The sequence below is a fragment of the Nocardioides panacis genome, assembly GCF_019039255.1.
Lineage (GTDB): Bacteria > Actinomycetota > Actinomycetes > Propionibacteriales > Nocardioidaceae > Nocardioides_B > Nocardioides_B panacis.
The window spans coordinates 3,675,393-3,700,292 of record NZ_CP077062.1 but is presented as its reverse complement, the minus strand read 5'-3'; the positions used below and the strand labels follow the sequence as shown (position 1 = coordinate 3,700,292).

Below are 24,900 nucleotides of genomic sequence, written 5' to 3'. Positions count from 1 at the left end.
CGGCCTTCGGGCCGGCGGAGCCTACGGCGACGCTGGTCCCGCCCCCACCAGGGCGAGCATCATGGCCCCATGATCCGTGCGAGCGCCCGGTCCGCCGCGACGGCTGACCGGCTGTGGTCGGTCGTCAGCGACGTCGAGCGCTGGGGCGACCGCCTCCCGACCGTCGACTCGGTGCGGTCGCTCGGAGGTGGGCCGACCGGGGTCGGATCCAGGTTCGAGGTCCGTCAGCCCGGCCTGCCCAAGGCGGTCTGGGAGGTGACCGAGTGGCAGCCGCAGGCGCGGTCCTTCACCTGGGTGTCCACCGGTCCGGGGGTGCGGAGCACGGGCGTGCACACCGTGCACGACGACGGCGCCGGATCGCGGCTGGACCTGCGGCTGGAGTGGTCCGGACCTCTGTCCCGGGTCGTCGAGCTGCTCCTCGGGCGCAAGTCCCGGGGCATGGTCGAGACCGAGGCCGAGACCTTCACCCGACTCAGTACGCGCCCTTGATGACGAAGTAGGACCCGCGGATCGTGCCGGCCAGCTTCGACTTCTGCCGCGCGAACTTGAAACGCGAGGCGAGCTCCTCGGGGACCTCCATGCCCTCGGAGAGCTTGAACCCCACAGCGCGCTTTCCCGACTCCGCGACGGCGTACATCACGTTGATCGACAAGCCGGACTCGTAGAAGACGTAGGCCATCCGGATCCCGTCGACCTCGAAGGCCGTCGCCTCGAGCGGTCGGGCCGCGGGGACGATGTCGCGCTCCTCCTTGAGGATGCGGTGCACCCAGTCGACGACGTCCGTCGCGTCGTCGGCCGGTTCGACGGTGAAGGTGTGGTCGTACTTGTTCTTGAAGTAGCGAGCCTCGTTCGCCCTCAGCCCGGCAAGCGCCTCCGCGACCGGTGACGATTCCAACCCGACCGTGGACACGTCCACGAAGTCGACGACGTACGGCATGGGCACCTCCCGGATCTGGGGTTGTCGACCCCACGCTAGCGGGGGCGGCGGCGGATCGCCTGGCCCTTCCGGGTCCCGGTGCTCCGGCTCAGCTGGTCCTCAGGGAGTCTTCGGGGAGGCGGGCTCGACCGTGTGGGTGATGAGGGTGAGCCCGGGGTCACCGGGCAGTTCGAGCGCCTCGACGAGAACCTGGGGTCGGCGGGCCTGGGCCTCACCCCCGACGACCTCGCCGAGCTGGACGACGCCTCAACCAGCGTGCAGGTCCAGGGAGACCGCTACCCGGCAGCCGTGCAGAAGATGATCGACCGCTGACGACCCACCCGGGCGGCGGCGTCCCCCGCCCTCAGGCGCAGTCGCTGCACAGGTCGACGGCCGGGGCGGACCGACGGGACACGTGCTGGACGAGGAAGCAGGCTGAGCAGGTGAACTCGTCGGCCTGCCTCGGCGTCACCTCGACGGTGAAGGTCTCGTGGGACAGGTCAGCGCCGGGAAGCTCGAAGGTGTCGGCGAGGTCGGACTCGTCCTCGTCCACCTTCCCCGACGTCTTGTCCTGGTCACCCGAGGTGAGGCGACGGGCCTCCAGGCTCTCCTCCTTCTGTTCGTCCTCTGACTTGCGGGAAGCGTCGTAGTCGGTAGCCATATGGATTCCTCTCGGGGCGGAGGGCGAATGCTAGCCCCGCGGGTGTGGCGGCCTACGACTAGTTCGGCGTTTGGACCGGGGAGCACCCTTCCGGGGCTCGGTCCCGGCGCTCGGGCGGGCCGTCACGACGTTGACGTGCTGCTCGGCGCCGAGCATCGTGGGTGGACGTGAAGGTCACGGTGGTCGGTGCCGGTGGGGTGGGCGGGTACTTCGGCGGACGGCTGGTCCAGTCCGGTGTCGACGTCACCTTCGTCGCGCGCGGCGCCCACCTCGAGGCGCTGAAGGCCGGCGGGTTGCACGTCCGCAGCATCCGGGGTGACTTCGAGGTGCCGGTCCGGGCGACCGAGGACCCCGCGGCCGGCGGAGTGGCCGACTACGTGCTGGTCACCGTGAAGTCCTACGACACGGACCGGGTCGCGTCGATGCTCCGGCCGGTGCTGGGCGACCGGAGCGCCGTGGTCTCGCTGCAGAACGGCGTGGACAACGAGGAGCGCCTCGCGGCCGCACTCGGGAACCACCGGGTGGTCGGTGGTGCCGCCTACATCTTCGCCACCCTTGCGGAACCGGGTGTCGTCGACCACACCGGTGGCCCGGCCAGCCTGGTGGTCGGCGAGTGGAGCGGCGGCGGCAGCCAGCGGGTCGCGTCGCTGGTGGAGACGTTCCGCGCGGCCGACGTCACGGCCGACGAGTCGCCGGACATCCGGGCGGCGTTGTGGTCCAAGTTCGCGTTCATCTGCGCCCAGGCGGGAGTGACGGCCGCCGTACGGCTGCCCATCGGTGAGATCCGGTCGCAGCCCGCCGGTCGCGCGCTGTTCCGCGACCTCGCCGCCGAGGTGTGTGCGGTGGCGGCGGCAGAGGGGGTCGAGCTGCCCGCTGACCTGCCCGACAGGACGCTCGGCTTCGCCGACGCGCTCGAGCCGGGCGGCACCTCGTCGCTCTACCACGACCTGGTCCACGGGCGTCGGATGGAGCTGGACAGCCTGCTGGGCGAGGTCGTCCGACGGGGCGGCCTCCGGAGCGTCGACGTGCCCACGAGCAGGGCTGTGTACGGCGTCCTCCAACCGTGGGCCGCACGCGCGCAGCGATGAGGCAGCGGCTGAGGCCAGGGTTCGCCCCCGCCGGGACCTGCAGGGACGGCTCAGCGCCCTCTGCGCCGCCCGACGGGGCGCCACCCGCGGCGACGCGGCCGGCCGTGCGCCGGGCGGGGCTGCCGGCAGATGGCGCAGTCTCCTCGTCCGCACGGGGTGGGCGCTCCCGCGGTCAGGAGCTCCAGGGCCCGGTCGACGTAGTCGTCGGCCAGCCTCGAGACCAGGTCGGGACGACCCTCGCCGACCGCCGCGTTGACCTCCCACACATAGGCGTCGTGCAGCTCCTGCAGCTGCTCCTGGTCGCCCATGTCCATGCCTTCCCACCGAGACCAGCCGCTGTGGCTGGCGTGCGAAGGTGATTTTACGGTGCCTCCCGGGTGACCGGGAGGCCGCCATCCGGCTCCCGGTTCCGCGGGTCGCGGGGCCGACGGACGGGTCAGCGTTCGTCGACCATCAGGTCGATCGTGTAGTCCGAGGCGCGGTAGCTGTGGTCGCCGAACTCGACGGCCTTGCCGGACGCGTCGAAGGCCATCCGGGTCATCGTGAGCACCGGCTGCGAGCCACGGATCTCGAGGTGCCGGCGCTCGAGCGTGGTCGGCATGCGGGCGCCGATGTTCTGCTGGGCGACGACCGGCTTCACCCCGCGGTCGCGCAGGCAGGCGTAGAGCCCCTGGTCCTCGAGGTCCTCACGGGTCAGGTCGCTCAGGCCCGGCGGCAGCCAGTTCGTCATCAGGGCCAGCGGGGTGTCGCCCGCGTAACGGACCCGGACGAGGTGCAGGAGCGGCACGTCCGCGCCCAGGTCGAGCGCGGACGCGGCCCGCTCGTTGGTCCGGATCGCGTGGTCGAGGACGGTGGTGCGCGGATGGCGCTTGTCCCGCGCCAGGTCGTCGTACAGGCTCGTGAGCTCGAACTTCCGGTGCACCTTGCTGTTCGCGACCGTCGTGCCGAGCCCGCGGCGGCGCAGCAGCAGGCCCTGGTCGACGAGCTCCTGGATGGCCCGGCGAACCGTGGGCCGGGAGACCTGGAGGCGCTCCGCGACCGCGATCTCGTTCTCGAACGCGTCGCCCGGCTGCAGCTGACCGACGGTGATCGCGTTGCTGAACTGCTCGGCAAGCTGGTGGTACAGCGGCACGGGGGACTGCCGGTCGATCATCACCTTGACCTGGAGAGCGCTCATGGCACGGATTCTAGCGGAGCCTCATCAGGTCATGGTCAAGTAATGACGTAAGGACAAACTATTGACGCGTTGACGCGCAGCCTGCATCGTTTCCTGTACTGGTCATCGACGACCCGCGACTCCCAACCGCGACAGAACGGGACATCTGACCCATGCGAATCGGACTGGCAGGCACAGGACGGATCGGTGCCTTCCACGCATCGACCTTGGCAGCGCTCGAGGACGTCGAGCAGATCGTGCTGACCGATGTGCTGCCCGAGGGCGCCGCCCGGCTGGCCGAGGCCAACGGGTACGAGCTCTCTCCGGACCTCGACGACCTGCTGACGAGGGTGGACGCCCTCGTCATCACGACCTCGACGTCCGGGCACGCCCCGGCGCTCCGCGCGGCCCTGACCGCGAAGGTCCCTGTCTTCTGCGAGAAGCCCGTGGCGTCAACGCTCTCCGAGACGATCGAACTGGTGCGTCTCGTCGAGGAGGCCGAGGTCCCGGTGCAGGTCGGCTTCCAGCGCCGGTTCGACGCCGGCTACCGGCGTGCGCGGGAGGCCGTCGTCAGCGGGGAGCTGGGCTTCCTCCACACGGTCCGGGCGAACACGCACGACCAGTCACCACCGCCCGCGGCGTACATCCCGACCAGCGGAGGTCTGTTCCGCGACTGCAGCATCCACGACTTCGACGTGCTCCGGTTCGTGACCGGTCGCGAGGTCGCCAGCGTCTACGCCGTCGGTGCCAACAAGGGCGCGAGCTTCTTCGCCGACGCGGGGGACGTCGACACGGCTGCCGCGGTGCTGACCCTCGACGACGGGACCCTGGTCACCGTCTCTGCCACTCGGTACAACGGTGGTGGTCACGACGTGCGGATGGAGGTGATGGGCTCGGAGGGGACCATCGGCGTCGGGTACGACGACTCGCTGGCCGTCCGCTCGGCCGAGGCCGGCGTCGACTACCCGTGCGGCCCCCGCAAGTGGTCCTTCATGGAACGGTTCCTCCCCGCCTACCGCACCGAGCTGGCCGCGTTCTGCGACGTGGTGGCCGGGCGGACCGACAGTCCCTGCACGGTGGCGGACTCCCTGCAGGCGTTCCGGGTCGCCGAGGCCTGCGAGCTGTCACGCGCGACCGGACGCGCCGTGGAGATGAACGAGATCGGAGACGCGACGTGACTGGTTTCGACCTGGTGTCGATGGGACGCACGGGCGTCGACATCTACCCGCTCGAGCACGGTGTCGGGCTCGAGGAGGTGCAGACGTTCCAGAAGTTCCTCGGCGGGAGCGCGACCAACGTGGCCGTCGCCGCCGCCCGCTACGGACGCCGTACGGCGCTGGTGACCCGCACCGGCCAGGATCCGTTCGGCCGGTACGTGCGCCTCGAGGCGGAGCGCCTCGGCGTGGACCCCACCTTCATCACGGCCGGTGAGGGGCCGCCGACGCCGGTGACCTTCTGCGAGGTCTTCCCCCCGGACGACTTCCCGCTGTACTTCTACCGCTACCCCACTGCACCGGACCTGCAGATCACCGCGGCCGACCTGCCGCTCGAGGCGATCCGTGACGCCGAGGTGTTCTGGGCCACGGTCACCGGGCTGTCCCAGGAGCCCTCCCGTGCGGCCCACGCCGCCGCCTGGGAGGCCCGGGCCCGCCGCCGCCACACGATCTTGGACCTCGACTACCGGCCGATGTTCTGGGCGGACCCCGCCGAGGCCTCCACGGAGGTCGGCAAGGCGCTCGAGCACGTCACCGTGGCCGTCGGGAACCGTGAGGAGTGCGAGGTGGCGGTCGGTGAGACCGACCCGCAGCGTGCCGCCGACGCCCTGCTCGAGCGCGGCCTCGAGCTCGCCGTCGTCAAGCAGGGCCCCAAGGGCGTGCTGGCGGCGACTGCGGACGAGCGGGTCGAGGTGCCTCCCCATCCGGTCGACGTCGTCAACGGCCTCGGTGCCGGCGACGCCTTCGGCGGGGCGCTGGTGCACGGCCTCCTCGCCGGGTGGGGGCTGCGACGCATCCTCGAGTTCGCCAACGTCGCCGGGGCCCTGGTCGCCGGACGGCTGGAATGCTCCACCGCCATGCCGGACGAGGCGGAGATCGAACAGGCTCTCGCCAGCCGAGACAGTGGGAGGAAGTCGTGACAGCGATGGTGGACCTCACCGAGATCCGCGCCCGCGAGCCGCACCGGATCGCAGAAGGCTGGGACGCCCGCGCCAAGCGCCCCCTGCTCGGGGCAGACGGGCGGCTGCTGCTCGTTGCCGCCGACCACCCCGCCCGCGGCGCCCTCGGGGTGCGCTCCGAGGCGATGGCGATGGCGAGCCGTCCGGACCTGCTGGAGAGACTGGCGACCGCGCTCGCGCGGCCCGGGGTCGACGGCGTGCTGGGAACCCCCGACATCCTCGACGACCTGCTGCTGATGGGTGTCCTGGAGGGCAAGCTGGTCATCGGTTCGATGAACCGCGGCGGGCTCCAGGGCGCGAGCTTCGAGCTCGATGACCGGTTCACCGCCTACACAGCCGCCGAGATCGCCGCGCGTGGCCTCGACGGCGGCAAGATGCTGACCCGCATCTGCCTGTCCGAGCCGGGGACCGTCGCGACGCTGGAGAGCACCGGGAGGGCCGTGAGCGAGCTCGCCGAACGCCGCCTGATGGCGATGGTGGAGCCCTTCATGTCCGTCGTCCACGGTGGTCGGGTGACGAACCTGCTCGACCCGGACAACACGATCCGGTCCATCCACATCGCGGCGGGGCTCGGGGCCAGCAGCGCCCACACCTGGCTGAAGCTGCCGGTCGTCGACGAGCTCGCCCGGGTGATGGAAGCCACCACCATGCCCACCCTGCTGCTCGGCGGGGATCCCCAGGGGGACCCGGCGGACACCTACGCGTCCTGGGGCAAGGCCCTCGAGCTGCCGGCCGTGCGCGGGCTCGTCATCGGTCGGGCGCTGCTGTTCCCGCCGGACGGCGACGTGGCCGCCGCCGTGGACATCGCGGCCGAGCTGGTGCACGGGGTCACCCCGGGGTCCCGATGAGCGAGAGCCGGTCGCAGTGGTTCCTGCCGAGCGGCTCCGCGCGGCGCGACGGCTGTGACGTGCTCGTCGACCATTCGCTCCCCGGCTGGCAGCACACGGGGCTGCGGGTCGTCACCCTGGACGTCGGCGAGTGCTGGTCGACCGCGGAGCCCGGCTGGGAGTACGTCGTCGTCCCCCTGTCCGGAGCCGCGTCGGTCGCGTGCACCGACTCCGCCGGGACGACGCACCAGGCCGCCCTGCTGGGTCGGGCATCGGTCTTCGCCGGCAGCACGGACGTGGCCTACGTGCCCGCGGGGTCGAGGCTCGAGGTGTCCGGCACCGCCGCCGGTTCCCGGATCGCGATCTGCGCGGCGCGGGTGCGCGACGGACGCGCGGAGACCGCCTTCCGGCACGTCTTGGCGGACGAGGTCCCGGTCGAGCTGCGGGGGGCCGGGAGCTGTTCGCGGGAGGTCCGGAACTTCGCCGCTCCCGGCTCGCTCGAAGCCGACTCGATCATCGCGGTGGAGGTGGTCACCCCGGCGGGCAACTGGAGCTCGTACCCCCCGCACAAGCACGACGAGGACCGGGACGGGGTGGAGACCGAGCTCGAGGAGATCTACTACTTCGAGACCCAGGTCGAGGGTGGTGCTCCCACGACCGGAGGCCAGGACCCGGTGGGGTACCAGCGGGTCTACGGCACCGCCGAGCGGCCCATCGACGTCTTCGCCGAGGTGCGCACGGGGGACGTGGTCCTGGTGCCGCACGGCTGGCACGGGCCGTCGATGGCCGCGCCCGGCTACGACCTGTACTACCTGAACGTGATGGCCGGCCCCGGCGACCAGCGGGCCTGGCTGATCTGCGACGACCCGAGCCACGGCTGGGTGCGTCAGACGTGGGAAGGCATGGCGGTCGACCCCAGGCTGCCAGTGGGAGGGGAGCCCCGATGAGCGAGACGGTCCGACTCACCGTCGCCCAGGCGACGGTCGAGTTCCTGGCGGTGCAGTGGTCGGAGCGGGACGGCGAGCGGCAGCGGCTGTTCGCCGGCTGCTTCGGCATCTTCGGGCACGGCAACGTCGCCGGCATCGGTCAGGCGCTGCTGCAGCACGAGACGAAGGCGCTCGACGCCGGCAACCGGCCGGCGCTGCCCTACGTGCTGGCGCGCAACGAGCAGGCGATGGTGCACACCTCCGTCGCCTACGCGCGGCAGAAGGACCGGCTGCAGACCTGGGTCTGCACCGCGTCGGTGGGTCCGGGCTCGACGAACATGGTGACCGGGGCCGCGCTGGCGACCATCAACCGGCTTCCCGTGCTGCTGCTCGCCTCGGACACGTTCGCGACGCGGCGGTCGGCGCCGGTGCTGCAGGAGCTCGAGGCGCCGTACGCCGGGGACGTGACCGTCAACGACGCGTTCCGCCCGGTCTCCCGGTACTTCGACCGGGTCTGGCGCGCCGAGCAGCTGCCCTCCGCGCTGCTCCAGGCGATGCGCGTGCTCACCGATCCCGCGGAGACCGGGGCCGTCACCCTGGCGCTGCCGCAGGACGTCCAGGCGGAGGCGCACGACTGGCCCGTCGAGCTGTTCGCCGACCGCACGTGGCACGTGGCCAGGCCCCCGGCCGAGCACGCCCGCGTCGTCGCGGCCGCGGAGGTGGTCCGCGCCGCCCGGCGGCCGATGATCGTCGCCGGGGGAGGGGTGCACTACTCGGGCGCCGAGCGGGCCCTGCTGGACCTGTGCGCCCGGACCGGGATCCCGGTGGGGGAGACCCAGGCAGGCAAGGGATCGCTCCCGCACGGCCACCCGCAGCTGATGGGTGCCGTGGGCTCCACGGGGACGACGGCCGCCAACGCACTGGCGGGCGAGGCGGACGTCGTGATCGGCGTGGGGACGCGGTGGAGCGACTTCACGACGGCGTCCCGGACGGTCTTCCAGAACCCCGAGGTGCGCTTCGTCAACCTCAACATCGCCGGCTACGACGCCGGCAAGCAGGCCGGGCTGTCCGTGGTGGCCGACGCCCGCGAGTCGCTGACCGGCCTCGCCGAGGCGCTCGGCGACCACTCCGTGGGGGACGACTACCGCGAGGAGCAGGCGAGACTGTGGCGGGAGTGGGACGCCGAGGTGGAGGCCGCCTACGACCCGCCTGCCTCGGTCACCGACCGGCTGGAGCCGGGCCTGCTCACCCAGGGCACGGTGCTCGGCCTGGTCAACGAGCTGAGCGACCCGCGCGACGTCGTGCTCTGCGCGGCCGGGTCGATGCCGGGAGACCTCCACAAGCTGTGGCGGGTGCGGGACCGCAAGGGGTACCACGTCGAGTACGGCTACTCCTGCATGGGATACGAGGTGCCGGCCTCGATCGGGGTGCGCCTCGCCGACGAGACCCGCGACGTCTTCGCGATGGTCGGCGACGGCGGCTACCTGATGATGCCCACGGAGCTGGTCACCGCGGTCCAGGAGCGCGTCAAGGTCATCGTCGTGCTGGTGCAGAACCACGGCTTCCACTCGATCGGGTCGCTGTCGGAGGAGCTGGGCTCGCAACGGTTCGGCACCCGGTACCGCTACCGGGACCCCGACGGCCGGCTCGACGGTGACGTCCTGCCCGTGGACCTCGCCGCCAACGCCCGGAGCCTGGGCGTGCACGTCATCGAGGTCGCGTCCCGCGACGACCTCGAGAAGGCCATCCGGACGGCCAAGCAGTCGCCGGCGGACGCCGGACCCGTCGTCATCCATGTCAACACGGACCCGACGGTCTACGCGCCGGACAGCCGGGCGTGGTGGGACGTCCCGGTCAGCGAGGTCTCGCAGCTGGACTCGACCCGGAGCGCCTACCAGCGCTACGAGGAGCACCGGAGCACCCAGCGAAGCTTCGTCACGCCGCCAGCGGGCGAAGCGCCCCTCTTGTGACGACTTGGCGCGACTCGGTTCTGTCGAAGCTGACGGCGCCTGCCGTCTGAGATCAATATGTTAGGACAAATGCTTGACAGGAGATGGATCGCTTCGGAAGGCTGAGGTCCCGCCGGTATCCCGCCGGCACCCGGAGGTGGAGGTCGCCGCATGAGCTCTCGCTCAGGTCCCAGGCCCAGCCGTATCGGAAGCGACCCCCGCCTCCCGTCCCTGTCGGGCGGAAGTGTGTTCATGACGAAAGGAACGTCCCGATGAACCTGTCTCGACCACGGAAAGGCGGCGCCCTGGCCCTCGTCGCCGCGTGCGCCCTCCTCGTCTCTGCCTGCAGCGGGGGAGGTGCACCCAAGAACACCGACACCGGCGGCAGCGGCGGCGGCGGCGGCAACTCCGGCTACACCTTCGCGATGATCACCCACGAGACGCCGGGTGACACGTTCTGGGACCGGATCAAGGCAGGCGCGAACCAGGCAGCCAAGGACACCGGCTCCACGCTGAAGTACTCCGCGGACCCCGACGCGACGAAGCAGGCCGTCCTCATCCAGAACGCGATCGACTCGCACGTCGACGGGATCGCTACCACCCTGGTCACGCCGGACGCGCTCATCCCGTCCGTCAAGAAGGCAGTCGCCGCCGGTATCCCCGTCGACAGCTTCAACTCCGGTTCCGACTTCTGGAAGCAGGCGGGCGCCCTCACGCACTTCTCGTCCGACGAGTTCCTGGCGGGCCAGCAGGCGGGGGAGAAGGCGAAGGCCGCCGGAGCCACGAAGATCCTGTGCACGATCCAGCAGGCCGGGTCGGTCGCCCTGGAGGACCGCTGCAAGGGTGTCAAGGACTCCTTCCCGAACACCGAGAACATCCAGGTCAACGGGGCGGACGACTCCGCGGTCACCTCCTCGATCCAGGCCAAGCTCAGCCAGGACAAGGACGTCGACTGGGTCATCACCCTCGGCGCCGCCCAGGCGCTGGACACGATCAAGGCCATCAAGGCGACGAACAGCAAGGCCAAGGTCGGCACCTTCGACCTGAACATCGACGCGGCCCAGGCAGTGAAGGCCGGCGACCTCCAGTTCTGCATCGACCAGCAGCCCTACCTCCAGGGCTACCTGGCCATCAGCCAGCTCTACCTGTTCAAGAAGAACGGCAACATCATGGGCGGCGGCGGCCCCGTGCTGACCGGTCCGTCGTTCGTCGACAAGACCAACATCGACAAGATCCTGCCCTTCGTGGAGAACAACACCCGCTAGTCCGCACCTCCCGCAGGGGTGGTCGGCGGCTGCGTGCCGACCATCCCTCGCGGATCAGCCAACGGAGCAAACCATGAGCCACACCACCAAAGCCCCACCGTCGTCCGCGCCGGCGGAGTCCTCGAATCGGGTGACCCTCGGCCTGTCCAACCGCCTGCTCGCCCGACCCGAAGTGGGCGCCCTGGTCGCCGCCATCGTCATCTTCATCTTCTTCCTCATCGTCGCGCCGGCGTTCCGGTCGGCCGACTCGTTCTTCACGGTGCTCTACCAGGCCTCCACCATCGGCATCGTGGCCGTGGGTGTCGGCATGCTGATGATCGGTGGCGAGTTCGACCTCTCCGCCGGCGTCACCGTGACCGCGGCAGGGCTGTTCAACGCGATGTTCTGCTACGAGCTCGGCATCAACCTGATCGTGGGAGCGGTCCTCTCGCTGGTGTTCTGCCTGTTGGTGGGCTTCATCAACGGTTACCTCGTGATGAGAACCGGCATCCCCAGCTTCTTGATCACCCTCGGCACGTTCTTCGTCCTGCAGGGTGCGAACCTGGGCGTGACCAAGCTGATCACCGGATCGGTCTCGAGCCCCAACATCAACCAGATGGACGGCTACAGCTTCCTGAACGCCGTCTTCGCGCACGAGTTCCACGTCTTCGGCGTGACGTTGCCGATCACCGTGATCTGGTGGCTGTTGTTCGTAGCGATGTCCGGCTACATCCTCCAACGGACGAGGATCGGCAACTGGATCTACGCCGTCGGCGGCAACGCGGACAGCGCCCGGGCCGTCGGTGTCCCGGTGCTGAAGGTCAAGGTCGGCCTGTTCATGACCGTGTCGTTCCTGGCCTGGTTCACGGGCATGCACTACCTCTACAACTTCAACGTGCTGCAGGCCGGCAACGGCGTCGGGAACGAGTTCCTCTACATCATCGCGGCGGTCGTGGGTGGAACGCTGCTGACGGGTGGGTACGGCAACGCCTTCGGCGTGGCGATCGGCGCCTTCATCTTCGGTATGACGAACCTGTGCATCGTCTACGCAGGCTGGGACCCCAACTGGTTCAAGGCCTTCCTCGGCGTCATGCTGCTGCTGGCGGTCATCGTCAACCTCTACGTCAAGAAGCTCTCGACCACCCGGAAGGTGGGCTAGCCATGACCGACACTCTGCACGAGCACGCCGATCCCGAGCTGCACGAAGGCGAGAAGCTCGTCGAGATGGTGAACGTGGGCAAGACCTACGGAGCCATCCGGGCGCTCAAGGGCATCAACCTCACGGTCAAGGCGGGGGAGGTCACCTGTGTGCTCGGGGACAACGGCGCCGGCAAGTCGACCCTGATCAAGATCATCTCCGGCCTGCACCCCCACAACGAGGGCGAGCTCCTCGTCGACGGCAAGCCGGTGTCCTTCTCGTCGCCGCGGGAGTCGTTGGCGCACGGCATCGCCACCGTCTACCAGGACCTTGCCGTCGTCTCGCTGATGGAGGTGTGGCGCAACTTCTTCCTCGGCTCCGAGATGACGAACGGGACGTACCCCTTCGCAGGCCTCAAGATCCGCGACATGAAGAGGATCGCGGACGAGGAGCTGCGCAAGATGGGGATCGTCGTCAAGGACATCGACCAGCCCATCGGGACCCTGTCGGGCGGGCAGCGACAGTGTGTCGCCATCGCCCGAGCGGTCTACTTCGGTGCGCGGGTGCTGATCCTCGACGAGCCGACCGCTGCCCTGGGAGTCAAGCAGTCCGGCGTGGTGCTCAAGTACACCGCGGCTGCGCGGGACGCCGGCCTGGGCGTCGTGTTCATCACCCACAACCCGCACCACGCCTACCTGGTCGGCGACCACTTCATCATCCTCAAGCTGGGCGAGGCCGTGCTGGACAAAAAGCGGTCCGAGGTCGGCCTCGACGAGCTCACCCGTCAGATGGCCGGCGGGGACGAGCTGACCGAGCTGTCCCACGAGCTCAAGCGTCCCGGCTCGTGACGAGAGGAGGTTGCTCCCGATGACCGTCGCTGTGGCCCACCAGGTATCGGCAACCAGTCGCAAGGCGCTCTTCGAGGCCGTGCGGGAAGCGAGATACCGCGACACGGATCTGGCCGTGCTGCACGTCGTCGCGTCGATCGACGCCGACAACAAGGAGGCCTACCGGCTCGGTGTCTCCGACGAGATCGAGAAGGTCGTGGGGGACGGGCCCCCCCATCACGTGGAAGCTCCACCTGGTGACCGCCGGGGGCGACCTCGGCGACGCCCTGCTCGGGCTGGTCGACGCCGTCGACGCGGACCTGCTCGTCATCGGCGCCCGACGACGCTCACCTGTAGGCAAGGCGCTCCTGGGCAGCGTGGCCCAGACGGTCATCCTCGAGGCGAAGCTGCCGGTGCTCGTGGTCAAGGCACCGTGAGCGAGCGTCGACGCACCTGTCCCGTGTAAGAACGACCTCGTGAGAGTTCCCGATCATGCTTACTGATGAGAGAAGGCCCATGTTGAGGACCATCGAGCACTGGATCGCCGGCAAGACCACCGCCGGCAGCAGCGACCGCACCGCCGCCGTCTTCAACCCGGCGACCGGCCAGCAGCAGGCCGAGGTGTGCCTGGGGTCGGAGGCAGACGTCCACGCGGCGATCGCCGCCGCCAAGGACGCGTTCGTCGAGTGGTCGCAGACGTCCGTGAGCCGCCGTGCCAAGGTGCTGTTCGCCTTCCGCGAGCTCGTGAACGCTCGCGCCGGCGAGATCGCCGAGCTGATCACGGACGAGCACGGCAAGGTCCTCTCGGACGCGCTGGGAGAGGTGCAGCGCGGCCTCGAGGTCGTCGAGTTCGCCTGTGGCATCCCGAGCCTGCTCAAGGGAGACTTCTCCGACCAGGTGTCCACCGACGTCGACACGTACTCCTTCCGGGAGCCGCTCGGCGTCGTCGCCGGCATCACGCCGTTCAACTTCCCGGCCATGGTGCCGATGTGGATGTTCCCGGTGGCCATCGCCTGCGGCAACACCTTCGTCCTCAAGCCCAGCGAGCGGGACCCGTCGGCCTCGATGCGGATCGCCGAGCTCTGGCAGGAGGCCGGTCTGCCCGACGGCGTCTTCAACGTCGTGCACGGCGACAAGGTGGCGGTCGACACGATCCTGGACTCCCCGGACGTCGCGGCGGTCTCCTTCGTCGGGTCGACGCCGATCGCGCGCTACATCCACGAGCGGGGGGACGGCCACCGGCAAGCGGGTCCAGGCTCTCGGAGGGGCCAAGAACCACGCCATCGTCATGCCCGACGCGGACGTCGACTTCGCCGCGGACCATCTCGCGGCTGCCGCGTTCGGGTCGGCGGGGGAGCGGTGCATGGCCATCTCCGCGGTCGTCGCCGTGGGGGGTGCGGCGGACGCGATCGTCGCGGCGGTCAGCGAGCGGGCGCGCGCGGTCAAGGTGGGCTCCGGCCGCGACTCGGACAGTGAGATGGGTCCGGTCGTGACGCGCGAGGCGCAGCAGCGGATCGTCGGTCTCATCGAGACCGGTGAGACCCAGGGGGCGAGCATCGCCGTCGACGGCCGCGGGTACGTGGTGGACGGGCACGAGGACGGCTTCTTCGTGGGCCCCACCGTCATCGACGACGTCACCACCGACATGGACGTGTACACGCAGGAGATCTTCGGTCCGGTGCTGTCCGTGGTCCGCGCCGACGACGTCGACGAAGCCATCGCGCTGATCAACAGCAACCCCTACGGCAACGGCACCGCGATCTTCACCTCCAGCGGCGAGACCGCCCGGCGGTTCCAGCGGGGGGTGCACGTCGGGATGATCGGGATCAACGTGCCCGTCCCGGTCCCGATGGCGTTCTACTCCTTCGGGGGCTGGAAGGACTCGCTGTTCGGTGACAAGCACGTGCACGGACCCGAGGGCGTCGGCTTCTACACCCGCGCCAAGGTGGTCACCGCGCGCTGGCCGAGGGCCAGCCACGCCAGCGAGGCCAGCTTCCACTTCCCGACCTCGAAGTAGGGAGACCCGAGATGGCCGACCTGTCCCGGCTCCGCCTCGGCACCGCCCCCGACTCGTGGGGGGTGTGGTTCCCGGAAGACCCGCACCAGGTCACCTGGGAGGTGTACCTCGACGAGATCGCCCGGGTGGGATACGTCTACACCGAGCTGGGGCCCCAGGGATTCATGCCCCAGGACCCGGCTCGGCTGAACGAGGAGCTGGCGCGACGCGGCCTCACCGTCTGCGGAGGCACCGTCTTCGCGGGCCTGCACAAGGGCGCGGAGGCGCTGGAGAAGGCCAAGGTGGAGTTCGGGCAGGAGGCCAAGCTGCTGGCCGCCGTGGGCGCGGAGTACCTGGTGCACCTGCCGGAGCAGTACACCGACCAGCACACCGGTGAGTCCACGCAAGGCGCGGACATCGACCCCGAGCAGTGGAAGAACCTCGTGACCGGCACCGACGAGCTGGCCCGGTTCCTGCTCGAGGAGCACGGCGTCAAGCTGGTCTTCCACCCGCACGCCGACACCCACGTCGACACCCAGGAACGGATCGCACGGTTCCTCAACGACACGGATCCGGAGCTGGTGAACCTCTGCCTGGACACCGGGCACGTCGCCTACTGCGACGGCGACAACCTGGAGATCATCGAGCAGTTCCCCGAGCGCATCACCTACGTCCACCTCAAGTCGGTCGACCCGGTGGTCCGGGCCCGGGTGCTCGCCGAGAAGGTCTCGCTCGCCGAGGCGGTCAAGCTCGGCGTCATGTGCGAGCCGCCGTACGGCGTGCCGGACATGCCGCCGCTGCTCGACGCGCTCGGCGCGCTGGACCGGGAGATCTTCGCGGTGATCGAGCAGGACCTCTACCCCGTCGAGCCGCACATCCCGTTGCCCATCGGGGCCCGGACCGCCGGCTACTACGTCGGCTGCGGCCTCGGCCCGGTCCGCCGCTGGCCCTACTGAGGCGCAGGCACACGGACCCAACGGACAGACAGCACCAGCGAGCGGGAGGAGCGAGAAGTGACGTTGCGAGTCGGAGTCATCGGGACGGGCATGATCGGGCAGGACCACATCCGTCGGCTCACCCAGGTCGTCTCCGGCGCCCAGGTGGTCGCGGTCACCGACGCCAACGAGATGGTGGCCAAGGAGGTGGCCTCCAGGCTCCCCGACGCCACGGTGCACCCGTCCGGTCAGCACCTGGTCGCCGACGAGCGGGTCGACGCGGTCGTCGTCTGCTCCTGGGGCCCGACCCACGAGGAGTACGTGCTGGCCGCCGTCGCGGCCGGCAAGCCGGTGTTCTGCGAGAAGCCGCTGGCCACCACCCCGGAGGCCTGCCGGAACATCATCGACGCCGAGGTCGCGCACGGCAGCCGGCTCGTGCAGGTCGGCTTCATGCGGCGGTACGACGAGTCCTACCGGGCCCTGAAGGACGTCATCGACTCGGGCCAGGTCGGCGCGCCACTGATCTACTACTCGGGGCACCGCAACCCCTCGGTGCCCGAGCACTACACCAAGGACATGGCGATCGTGGACACCGCGGTCCACGACTTCGACGTGGTCCGGTGGCTGCTCGGCGAGGAGCTCGCCGCGATCCGGGTCCTCGCCGCCAAGCCGAACAGCCTGGGCGGAGACCTGCAGGACCCCCTGCTGATGATCATCGAGAGCGCGTCCGGGGTGCTGGTCAACGTCGAGACGTCGGTCAACATCCGCTACGGGTACGACATCCGCGGCGAGGTCATCGGCGAGACCGGGACCGCCGCGCTGGCGGACCGGGGCCTGGTGGTCGTCCGGAGTGCGAACCGGGTGGGGGTCGAGGTGCCGGAGGACTGGCGGCAGCGCTTCATCACCGCCTACGACGTCGAGTTCCAGGAGTGGATAAACGCGGTCTCCCGAGGTCTGGGTGCCGTCGGGCCGAGCGCCTGGGACGGCTACGCGGCGCAGGTCGTCTGCGATGCCGGGGTCAACGCCCTCTACAGCGGTGACCGGGTCGAGATCGAGCTCGGGACCAAGCCCGCCCTGTACGGCTGACCGCCCGCCGTTCGCGGACGCCTCCCGGGCACGGAAAGGAATGCCATGAAGGTCGCCATCGACCCCTACATGTTTCGTACGACGCCCCTGCTCGAGCTGGCCGGGGTCGTGGCCGACCTGGGCTTCGAGTACATCGAGCTCTCGCCCCGCGAGGACCTCACCCCGTTCTTCCTGCACCCGCGGATCGACGACTCGGGCGTGAAGCGGTTCAAGAAGTCGTTGGACGCCGCCGGGGTCAGGGTCGCGGCGCACCTGCCGCTCTACCGGTGGTCGGGTCCGGACGAGGACGAACGTCGGGCGGCGGTCCGCTACTGGAAGCGGGCCATCCAGATCACCGTGGACCTCGGCTGCCACGTGATGAACTCCGAGTTCAACGGTCGTCCCGAGCAGGCGAGCCGGAGCGAGGGCATGTTCTGGAAGTCGATGGAGGAGCTGCTCCCGGTCTTCGAGCGGGAGGACGTGGAGCTGCGCCTGGAGCCGCACCCCGACGACTTCGTCGAGGACGGACTGGTCGCCGTGGACATGGTGCGCGGCATCAACAGCCCGCTGGTCTCGTTCCTCTACTGCGCACCGCACACGTTCCACATGGGCGGCAACATGGTGGAGATCATGGAGTACGCCGGCCCGCTGATGACCCAGCTGCACCTCGCCGACGCCTTCGACCACACGGCGTCGTCGGGCCTGCGCTACATCGTGAACCCGCCGGGCTCCACCGCCCGGGTGCACCAGCACCTCGACATCGGACAGGGAGAGGTCGACTGGGAGCTCTTCTTCGCGACCTTGAAACGGCTCGGCTTCGGTGACAGCGACCGGAACATCATGACCGCGTGCGTGTTCGCCTGGGAGGACCGGGCCCGTGAGTCCAGCCTCTTCATGCGGGAGGCGATCACCCGGCACACCAGCGGGTGGTGAGCCCCTACCGACGGACCGTCCGTGGCGGCGCCGACGTAGAGGCGCGGTGCACCAAGGTCGGCGACAGGAGGACGTGGGACGGGTCCCGGTCGGGCTCGTCCTGCCGGGCGAGGATCGCCTCGGCGGCGTAGGCCCCGACGTCGACGCTGCGGTCGTCGACGGTGGTCAGCTGCAGGTAGTGCGAGGCGGCCAGCGGGGAGTTGTCGTAGCCGACGACCGAGACGTCCTCGGGGACGGCGAGGTGACGTTCGCGCAGGGCGGCCAGCGCCCCGAGCAGCATGACGTCGTTGGCGGAGAAGATCCCGGTGACGTCGGGGAGCGCCTCGAGGAGGGCGAGCGTGGCGACGTACCCGTCCTCCTCGGTGGTGGCGCCGCTCCCGGTCACCACCGGGGTCAGCCCGGCAGCGGTCATCGTGGCCTCGTAGGAGGCGCGGCGGAGCGCGGCGATCCCGCCGCCGCCGGTCAGGTGACCGATCCTGACGTGTCCCAGGCCGATCAGGTGCTCGGTGGCCAGGCGGGCCCCCTCGGCGTCGTCGTTGGCGACGAAGTCCGCCCCGGGGGGTACGACGTCGCGGGCTCCTGCCACGACCACCGGGACGCCGCCGAGGTCGGGAACCGGTCCGCCGCTCTCCATCGCCAGCACGATGCCTTCGACCTGCATCGACAAGAACGCCTCGACCGGGTCCCGCTCGAGGTGCGCGTTGAGATGGCGGTCGGCGACGGACACGGTGTGGCCGGACTCGTCGAGCACCCGGCGCATGCCTCTGAGCAGGTCCACGAACCACAGGTTCTCGAAGTCGTCGATCGCGACACCGATGCTGCGCGTCCGGTTGCCGGCCAGGGAGCTGGCGGCGCTGCTCGGTCGGTAGCCGAGGTCCGAGATCGCGGTGAGCACCGCCTGACGGCGCTGCGGGCTGACGTGGGGCGCATCCCGCAGGACCAGCGAGACCAGGGACTTCGACACCCCGGCCCGCTGGGCGACGTCGTAGATCGTCGGCCGGGCCGGGGGACGTCCGCGGGTCATCGGGCTCCTCTGTGCGGGGTCGGTCGGGAGGTTGTCTGGTCCTCTTGACGGAACACTAGCGCGGATCCTAGTGTTTGGAGCGCTCCAAATGGAGCGCTCCAAATACCAAGAGCAGCGATGAGGAGAACCGGCCATGAAGGACAGCCTGGGAGTCGCCGTCATCGGCGCCGGGATGGCGGGGCGGGCCCACGCCGCCGCCTACCGGACCGCCCCGTCCCTGTACGACCCGACCCTGCCCCCGGTCCGGCTGGTGTCCATCGCCGACGTGAACGCCGGGTTCGGCGAGCTGGCTGCGCGCCGCTTCGGCTACGAGCGGCACGACCTGTCGTGGCAGGCGATCGCCGAGGCCGACGACATCGACGTGGTGAGCGTGGTGATCGCCAACTCGCTGCACCGCGAGGTGGTGCAGGGCCTGCTGGACGCAGGCAAGCACGTGCTATGCGAGAAGCCGATGAGCGACACCCTGGACGAGGCCCGCGCGATGGCCGACCACGCCGTCGGCGCCGGCTCGCTGGCCCGGATCGGGTTCACGTTCCGGCGCACCCCGGGGATCGCCTATATCCGCGACCTGATCCACAGCGGCGTCCTCGGCCGCGTGCTGCACTTCAGCGGTCGCTACTGGACCGACTACGGGTGCAGCCCGTCGGCTCCGATGAGCTGGCGGTACCAGGGCGGCCCGGGGTCCGGTGCGCTGGCCGACGTCGGCAGCCACCTGAGCTACGTGGCCGAGTTCCTCGGCGGTGCCATCAGCGAGGTCAGTGGCGGCCGGCTCGACACGGTGATCCGCGCCCGTCCGGTGCCCCTCGGCGCGGTCATGGGCCACGACCACGGGGCGGTCTCGGACGTCCTGGAGCCGGTCGAGAACGACGACTACGCGGCGTTCTCCGTGGCGTTCGCCGACGCCGGCGGCGCTCTGGAGGTGTCCCGGGTCGCGGCGGGCCACGCGAACAGCCTGATGTTCGAGGTGTTCTGCGAGAACGGCTCGGCGACGTTCGACCAGCGCCGCCCGGCCGAGATCGGCCTGTTCCTGCGCGACGACCCCGCCCGGGACGGCTTCCGCCAGGTCATCCTCGGCCCCCAGCACCCCTACCTGGCCGGTGGGCTGGCCATGGACGCGCCCAGCGTGGGCTTCGGCCAGAACGATGCCTTCGCCTACCAGGCCCGGGCCTTCCTCGAGGAGGTGGCCGGCCTGCCGGAAGCGGACTCGCTCCCCCGCTGCGCCACGTTCGACGAGGGCGTCCACAACATGGAGATCCTCTCCGCGGTCGCGACCTCCGCGGCCAACGGCGGGGCAGGGGTTCCCGTCCCTTCCGGCACTCACCACACCGACCCCCACCACGGAAAGGTCCTCTCATGAAGCTCGGTGTCTACACCGCCGTCCTGCACGACCGCCCGCTCCCGGAGGCGCTCGACGTGATCGCCGGTCTCGGCCTCGACGCGGCCGAGATCAACTCCGGCGGGTTCCTGCCCCCGGTGCACATCCCGATCGACGACATCCTGGTCAGCCAGGCCGCGCGCGACGACTACCTGGCGCTCTTCGAGGCGAAGGGCGTCACCCTCGCCGGGCTCAACTGCAACGGCAACCCGCTGCACCCGCACCCCGCCATCGGTCCGAAGCATGCCGAGGACCTGCGCAGGTCCGTCCGGGCTGCCGGCCTGCTCGGCCAGACACGGGTCGTGACGATGTCGGGCCTCCCCGGCGGCGAGCCCGGAGCCACCGTCCCCAACTGGGTCGTCAACGCCTGGAACTCCGGGTCCCTGGACGTGCTCGACTACCAGTGGGACGAGGTCGCTGTGCCGTTCTGGCGGGAGATCGACGCCCTGGCCGCGGACAACGGCGTCCAGGTGGCCATCGAGATGCACCCCCAGAACCTCGTGTTCAACCCGCCCACCCTCAAGCGCCTCGTCGACAGGGTGGGGGCCGCCAACGTCGGCGCCGAGATGGACCCGAGCCACCTGTTCTGGCAGGGCATGGACCCGGTGGCCGCCGTCCGCTACCTCGGACCGCTGGTGGTGCACGCGGCGGCCAAGGACGTCCGGATCAACGAGGACCACGTCTCCGTGTACGGCGTGCTGGACGAGCGGTTCCGTCGCCTCTCACCGGAGGAGGACCGGGTCAACCTCGGCGGGGACGAGTGGGTCAACGAGTGGCCGTCGGACTCGGCGTGGGACTTCGTGGCGCTCGGCCGCGGTCACGATGTCGACTTCTGGACCAGGTTCGTCGACGCCCTGCGCGACGTCGACCCCGACATGGCGGTCAACATCGAGCACGAGGACACCTCGCTGGGTCGCATCGAAGGGCTCCAGGTGGCTGCGGACGTCCTGCTGCGCGCGGCCGCTCCCGCGAACCGCTGAGGGTCAGGCCGCCTCGGTGAACGCCTGCCGGAACCGGTGCAGCGCGGTGTGGCTGTCCGTGGACGCCCAGGCCTCGAGGCCGACCACGCCGGCGTAGCCGACCTCGTGCAGGGCCCGGGCGATCGCGGGGTAGTTGACCTCGCCGGTCCCGGGTTCGCACCGGCCGGGCACGTCGGCGACCTGGACCTCGCCGACGTCGTCGACGCTGTCGCGGATCAGCTGGATCAGGTTCCCCTCCCCGATCTGGGCGTGGTAGAGGTCGAGGTTCATGCGCAGGTGCGCACTGTCGACGGCACGCACCAGTGCGCGAGTGTCGGCGGCCGTGGCGAACGGGGTGCCCGGGTGGTCGACGGCGGTGTTGAGGTTCTCCAGGCAGAACACGACCCCCTCGCGCTCGCCCAGCCGGGCAACGCGGGTGAGGGTTCCGACGGCGTGGTCCCACATGGCCGGTGTCACCGCTTCGACCGGCTCGACGGGCAGGCCGTTCCCGTCCAGCCCGGTGCCGTGCAGGTTGAGGTTCGGCGTCCCGAGCACCTCGGCGGCGGCGATGGACTGCTCGGCCGTCCGCAGCAGCGTGTCGGCGCCCTCGCGGTCGGTCAGGTTCCCCGCGACGTACCCGGTCATGGAGGTGAAGTGCGCCCCCGTGGCCGCCAGGGCGCCGAGGTCCTTGGTCGTCCAGTCCCAGATCTCGACGGCGAACCCGAGGTCGTGGATCGTCCGGACCCGTTCCTCGAGGGGCTGCTCGCGGAAGACCATCTCGGCGCAGACGGCAAGGGTGAAGCCGTAGCCGCTCATCGCCCGTCGACCTTCTCGACGAGGACCGGCGCCCCGGTCTTGACCGACTCGATGCAGGCCAGCGCGACGGCCAGGGCGCGGCGCGCGTCGGGCCCGCCGACGGAGGAGGGCCGCCCCTCGCGGACCGCGTCGGTGAACTCGGTGAACTCCGCTGCATAGGCCTGGCGGAAGAGCTCGACGTCACCGCGGACGGTGTCGACGTGACGGCCGGAGCTGGTGGAGTGCTCGAGGGAGGACCGCGCCCCGCCACCGACGGTGACCATGCCCGCCGACCCGAAGACCTCGCCCCGGACGTCGTACCCGTACGACGCGGCGAAGCTGGCCTCGGCGACGGCGATCGCGCCGTTGTCGAACGTGATCACGACGACGGCGGTGTCCAGGAGGCCCGCATCCTTGTACTCAGGTGCCACCAGGGCGTCAGCAGTGGCATGGACGCTGACCGCCTTGGCACCCGGGTTGAGCCACAGCAACGTGTCGAAGTCGTGGATCAGCGTCTGCACGAAGATCGTCCACGGTGGCACGCCGCCCGGGTCGGCCAGGCCGGGATCACGGGTCACCGACCGCATCAGCTGGGGGGTGCCGATGTCACCTTCGAGGACCAGCTGGTGAGCGGCCGCGAAGTCGGCGGCGAAACGACGGTTGAAGCCCACCTGGAGGACCACGCCCGCGGACTCGGCCGCCGCGACCGCCCGGTCGATGTCGTCGATCGTCAGACCCATCGGCTTCTCGCAGAACACGGCCTTGCCGGCCTCCGCCGCGGCCACGACCAGGTCGGCGTGCGCCTCGGACGAGGCGGTGATCACCACGGCCTCGATCAACGGGTCGGCGAACAGGTCGGCGACGTCGACCGCGCGGCAGCCCAGTGCGTCGGCCAGCTTCGTAGCCGCCGCCGGGCGCGGATCCGCCACCGCGACGAGCTCTGCTCCTGGCACGTGGCGGGCCAGGAGCGTGGCGTGCGAGGTGCCGATCCTCCCGGCGCCGATGAGGCCGGTTCGAACCGGGTCGGACACGGCGGTGAGACGGGTCATGCGGACGCTCCCTCGGTGGGTACTAGAGCGCTCTAGTCTGGTCGCGGGAGGGGCAGCCGTCAAGCGATGCTCTAGAGCGCTCTAGACTTCGAGTGCGCCGAGACGAAGGAGGCACGCCTGTGAGGTCGGACAAGCGTCCCGCCGCCGTGACGATGGCCGACGTGGCGGCGAGGGCAGGGGTCTCGCGGGCTCTGGTCTCGATCGTGTTCCGCGGCGTTCCGGGGGCGAGTCCCGAGACCCGGCAGCGGGTCATGGAAGCCGCCGACCAGCTGTCCTACCGTCCGGACCAGAGGGCCCGGTTGCTGGGCAGCAACCGGAGCCGGACCGTCGGTGTCGTGTTCGGCCTGCACCGCGAGTTCCACGCGGAGGTGGTCGAGGCGCTCTACGGCGCTGCCGAGACGACCGGGTACGACCTCGCGCTCGGCGCTGCGGCACCCACCCGAGACGAGACCCGAGCGGTGCAGTCGCTGCTCGGCTACCGCTGCGAGGCGTTGATCCTCATCGGTCCGACCCTTCCGCAGGCGGCCATCGAGGAGCTGGCCGAGCGGCTGCCGGTGGTCGTCGTGGCCCGGGCCCTGCGGACGAGGGTCGCGGACGTCGTACGCACGGATGACATCTCCGGTGCACGCATCGCCGTCGAGCACCTGTCCGGTCTCGGGCACGAGTCCATCGTGCACGTCGACGGCCGTCGGGCGCCCGGCGCCGCCGAGCGCCGTCGTGGCTACCGAGACGCCATGCGGGCACTGGGGCTGGAGTCGCGAGCCGCGGAGGTCGCGGGCGGCCTCACCGAGGAGGACGGTGAGAGGGCGGCCGCGGAGCTGCTGGCGGGATCGCTGCCGACGGCCGTGACCGCCTTCAACGACCACTGCGCAGCGGGTCTCCTCGCCGCCGTCCGCGCGCAGGGTGTCTCCGTGCCCGGCGGGCTGTCGGTCGTCGGGTACGACGACAGTCACGTCGCGGGTCTCTCCAGCGTCGCGCTCACCACCGTGGCCCAGGACGCCACCCGTCTTGCCGGCTCGGCGCTGGAGCTCGCGGTGAGCCGCGTCGTGGACGGGTCGGACGCACCCCCTCGCTCCGAGGTCGTCGTCCCTCCCCGCCTCGTGGTCAGGCGGACCACGGCACCCGTCGGCTGACCGGAGCCCACCTCAGTGGAGCGTCGACACGGCGGGCGCCCGGTCAGGCGGTCGGCCGAAACATGCCTTCCTGACGGCCCACGACGGCCGACAGGGCGACCGTGGCGGCGGTCGCGGTCAGCAGGAGGGCGATGATCGTGCTGCTCTGGATCAGCACGTAGTGGACCGTCGACAGGGAGACCAGGAGCCACAGCGTCACGCTCCCCTTGACGACCACGACCAGGCCCCACAGCAAGGTCAGCCGACGGAAGAGCCGCCGGATCTTGGGGCGCGCGGCAAGCGCGGCGTCGACCGGGTAGAAGTCCGGCGCCAGCCGGGCCACCAGGGGTCGAGCGGTCGCCAGTGATCCCAGGAAGAGCGCCGCGACGGCGGCATCGGCGAAGACCGGCTGCACGAAGTAGACGAACGTGTTCCCGGTGGCCAGCGTGAACCCGGTCCTGATGGTCATGATCCCCAGCGTCAGCATGAGCAGCCCGGACACCGGCCGCCCGGTCGCCCACCGCCAGCCCGTCGCGCCGACCACCCAGGCCAGCGCGACCGTCACCGCGGCCATCACGTCGAAGGTCATCAGCGTCGCCGCGAAGAGCACGGTCGGCGCCACGACGGCGGTGGTGAGGCTTGCCAGCGCCCGGGCGACGACGGACCTGAGGGGAGGGAAGGCCGGTCGGGAGGTGACCTGGTTCGGTGCGAGATCGGTGTCGGGGATCGAGCTCATGTGGGCTGACCGTCCC

At 70.4% G+C, this 24,900-nt stretch carries 26 protein-coding genes and 1 pseudogene; 19 read left to right on the top strand and 8 right to left on the bottom strand.

The features are described from left to right. Positions 1–69 precede the first annotated feature (69 nt). The gene (locus KRR39_RS18085) at positions 70–489 is read left to right on the top strand and encodes an SRPBCC family protein (protein WP_216938860.1); all 420 of its coding nucleotides are present in this window, start codon (positions 70–72) and stop codon (positions 487–489) included. On the opposite strand, the gene KRR39_RS18080 is transcribed toward KRR39_RS18085, so the two are convergent. After that, positions 473–937, bottom strand: coding sequence for a DUF8821 family protein (locus tag KRR39_RS18080; RefSeq protein ID WP_216938859.1), 465 nt, complete (start codon positions 935–937; stop codon positions 473–475). The genes KRR39_RS18085 and KRR39_RS18080 overlap by 17 nt on opposite strands. A 132-nt stretch (positions 938–1,069) precedes the next feature. On the opposite strand from KRR39_RS18080, the gene KRR39_RS18075 reads away from it, so the two are divergent. Continuing rightward, on the top strand, positions 1,070–1,249 hold the full coding sequence (locus KRR39_RS18075) for a hypothetical protein (protein WP_216938858.1): 180 nt from the start codon (positions 1,070–1,072) through the stop codon (positions 1,247–1,249). Between the two features lie 31 nt (positions 1,250–1,280). On the opposite strand, the gene KRR39_RS18070 is transcribed toward KRR39_RS18075, so the two are convergent. Next, positions 1,281–1,577: a DUF4193 domain-containing protein gene (locus KRR39_RS18070; protein WP_216938857.1), complete on the bottom strand. Its 297-nt coding sequence runs from the start codon at positions 1,575–1,577 to the stop codon at positions 1,281–1,283. 161 nt (positions 1,578–1,738) lie between these two features. On the opposite strand from KRR39_RS18070, the gene KRR39_RS18065 reads away from it, so the two are divergent. Further along, a complete protein-coding gene (locus KRR39_RS18065) occupies positions 1,739–2,665 on the top strand; it encodes a ketopantoate reductase family protein (protein ID WP_216938856.1) in 927 nt (308 codons plus the stop codon). Positions 2,666–2,715: 50 nt separating this feature from the next. Here KRR39_RS18065 and KRR39_RS18060 read toward each other — a convergent pair whose 3' ends face one another. Both KRR39_RS18060 and KRR39_RS18055 read right to left on the bottom strand, forming a co-directional pair. Beyond that, the gene (locus tag KRR39_RS18060) at positions 2,716–2,973 is read right to left on the bottom strand and encodes a hypothetical protein (protein WP_216938855.1); all 258 of its coding nucleotides are present in this window, start codon (positions 2,971–2,973) and stop codon (positions 2,716–2,718) included. A gap of 128 nt (positions 2,974–3,101) precedes the next feature. Then, positions 3,102–3,842, bottom strand: coding sequence for a GntR family transcriptional regulator (locus KRR39_RS18055; protein ID WP_216938854.1), 741 nt, complete (start codon positions 3,840–3,842; stop codon positions 3,102–3,104). Positions 3,843–3,994: 152 nt separating this feature from the next. On the opposite strand from KRR39_RS18055, the gene KRR39_RS18050 reads away from it, so the two are divergent. From KRR39_RS18050 to KRR39_RS17990, 13 genes and pseudogenes are all read left to right on the top strand, one after another. After that, complete coding sequence (locus KRR39_RS18050; protein ID WP_216938853.1) at positions 3,995–4,999, top strand: Gfo/Idh/MocA family protein; 1,005 nt, start codon at positions 3,995–3,997, stop codon at positions 4,997–4,999. Then, on the top strand, positions 4,996–5,955 hold the full coding sequence (gene iolC, locus KRR39_RS18045) for a 5-dehydro-2-deoxygluconokinase (protein WP_302053509.1): 960 nt from the start codon (positions 4,996–4,998) through the stop codon (positions 5,953–5,955). The genes KRR39_RS18050 and iolC overlap by 4 nt, the downstream gene beginning before the upstream one ends. 5 nt (positions 5,956–5,960) lie before the next feature. Further along, positions 5,961–6,842 carry a class I fructose-bisphosphate aldolase gene (locus KRR39_RS18040; RefSeq protein WP_216942784.1) on the top strand — a complete coding sequence of 294 codons (882 nt, stop codon included), beginning with the start codon at positions 5,961–5,963 and terminating at the stop codon, positions 6,840–6,842. Further along, a complete protein-coding gene (gene iolB / locus KRR39_RS18035; protein ID WP_216938852.1) occupies positions 6,839–7,768 on the top strand; it encodes a 5-deoxy-glucuronate isomerase in 930 nt (309 codons plus the stop codon). The genes KRR39_RS18040 and iolB overlap by 4 nt, the downstream gene beginning before the upstream one ends. Further along, positions 7,765–9,717: a 3D-(3,5/4)-trihydroxycyclohexane-1,2-dione acylhydrolase (decyclizing) gene (iolD, locus tag KRR39_RS18030; protein ID WP_216938851.1), complete on the top strand. Its 1,953-nt coding sequence runs from the start codon at positions 7,765–7,767 to the stop codon at positions 9,715–9,717. Before iolB ends, iolD begins: the two co-directional genes overlap by 4 nt. A gap of 251 nt (positions 9,718–9,968) precedes the next feature. Beyond that, positions 9,969–10,961, top strand: coding sequence for a substrate-binding domain-containing protein (locus tag KRR39_RS18025; RefSeq protein WP_216938850.1), 993 nt, complete (start codon positions 9,969–9,971; stop codon positions 10,959–10,961). Between the two features lie 73 nt (positions 10,962–11,034). Then, positions 11,035–12,099 (top strand): ABC transporter permease, encoded by a 1,065-nt coding sequence (locus tag KRR39_RS18020; RefSeq protein WP_216938849.1) that lies wholly within the window; start codon positions 11,035–11,037, stop codon positions 12,097–12,099. Positions 12,100–12,101: 2 nt separating this feature from the next. Beyond that, complete coding sequence (locus tag KRR39_RS18015; protein WP_216938848.1) at positions 12,102–12,926, top strand: ATP-binding cassette domain-containing protein; 825 nt, start codon at positions 12,102–12,104, stop codon at positions 12,924–12,926. A 236-nt stretch (positions 12,927–13,162) separates the two neighbouring features. After that, on the top strand, positions 13,163–13,342 hold the full coding sequence (locus KRR39_RS25110; RefSeq protein WP_254185238.1) for a universal stress protein: 180 nt from the start codon (positions 13,163–13,165) through the stop codon (positions 13,340–13,342). 82 nt (positions 13,343–13,424) lie between these two features. Beyond that, positions 13,425–14,922 (top strand): annotated as a pseudogene (locus KRR39_RS18005) (CoA-acylating methylmalonate-semialdehyde dehydrogenase). Positions 14,923–14,933: 11 nt separating this feature from the next. After that, positions 14,934–15,857 carry a TIM barrel protein gene (locus tag KRR39_RS18000; RefSeq protein ID WP_216938847.1) on the top strand — a complete coding sequence of 308 codons (924 nt, stop codon included), beginning with the start codon at positions 14,934–14,936 and terminating at the stop codon, positions 15,855–15,857. Between the two features lie 57 nt (positions 15,858–15,914). Next, complete coding sequence (locus KRR39_RS17995) at positions 15,915–16,922, top strand: Gfo/Idh/MocA family oxidoreductase (protein WP_216938846.1); 1,008 nt, start codon at positions 15,915–15,917, stop codon at positions 16,920–16,922. Positions 16,923–16,967: 45 nt separating this feature from the next. Then, positions 16,968–17,834, top strand: a complete 867-nt coding sequence (locus KRR39_RS17990; protein ID WP_216938845.1) for a sugar phosphate isomerase/epimerase family protein — start codon at positions 16,968–16,970, stop codon at positions 17,832–17,834. A 4-nt stretch (positions 17,835–17,838) separates the two neighbouring features. On the opposite strand, the gene KRR39_RS17985 is transcribed toward KRR39_RS17990, so the two are convergent. Then, positions 17,839–18,858 carry a LacI family DNA-binding transcriptional regulator gene (locus KRR39_RS17985; protein WP_216938844.1) on the bottom strand — a complete coding sequence of 340 codons (1,020 nt, stop codon included), beginning with the start codon at positions 18,856–18,858 and terminating at the stop codon, positions 17,839–17,841. 133 nt (positions 18,859–18,991) lie between these two features. Between KRR39_RS17985 and KRR39_RS17980 the strand changes: the two genes are divergently transcribed. Further along, positions 18,992–20,215 (top strand): Gfo/Idh/MocA family protein, encoded by a 1,224-nt coding sequence (locus KRR39_RS17980; protein WP_216938843.1) that lies wholly within the window; start codon positions 18,992–18,994, stop codon positions 20,213–20,215. Further along, positions 20,212–21,213 carry a sugar phosphate isomerase/epimerase family protein gene (locus tag KRR39_RS17975; RefSeq protein ID WP_216938842.1) on the top strand — a complete coding sequence of 334 codons (1,002 nt, stop codon included), beginning with the start codon at positions 20,212–20,214 and terminating at the stop codon, positions 21,211–21,213. The genes KRR39_RS17980 and KRR39_RS17975 overlap by 4 nt, the downstream gene beginning before the upstream one ends. A 3-nt stretch (positions 21,214–21,216) precedes the next feature. On the opposite strand, the gene KRR39_RS17970 is transcribed toward KRR39_RS17975, so the two are convergent. Together KRR39_RS17970 and KRR39_RS17965 are read right to left on the bottom strand one after the other, a co-directional pair. Continuing rightward, a complete protein-coding gene (locus tag KRR39_RS17970) occupies positions 21,217–22,008 on the bottom strand; it encodes a TIM barrel protein (protein WP_216938841.1) in 792 nt (263 codons plus the stop codon). Beyond that, positions 22,005–23,036 carry a Gfo/Idh/MocA family oxidoreductase gene (locus tag KRR39_RS17965; protein WP_216938840.1) on the bottom strand — a complete coding sequence of 344 codons (1,032 nt, stop codon included), beginning with the start codon at positions 23,034–23,036 and terminating at the stop codon, positions 22,005–22,007. Before KRR39_RS17965 ends, KRR39_RS17970 begins: the two co-directional genes overlap by 4 nt. A gap of 119 nt (positions 23,037–23,155) precedes the next feature. Here KRR39_RS17965 and KRR39_RS17960 point away from each other — a divergent pair, with 119 nt between their 5' ends. Next, positions 23,156–24,169 (top strand): LacI family DNA-binding transcriptional regulator, encoded by a 1,014-nt coding sequence (locus KRR39_RS17960; RefSeq protein ID WP_254185237.1) that lies wholly within the window; start codon positions 23,156–23,158, stop codon positions 24,167–24,169. A gap of 43 nt (positions 24,170–24,212) precedes the next feature. Here the strand turns inward: KRR39_RS17960 and KRR39_RS17955 are convergent, their stop codons facing one another. Next, positions 24,213–24,884 carry a VC0807 family protein gene (locus KRR39_RS17955; RefSeq protein WP_216938839.1) on the bottom strand — a complete coding sequence of 224 codons (672 nt, stop codon included), beginning with the start codon at positions 24,882–24,884 and terminating at the stop codon, positions 24,213–24,215. Positions 24,885–24,900: the final 16 nt, after the last annotated feature.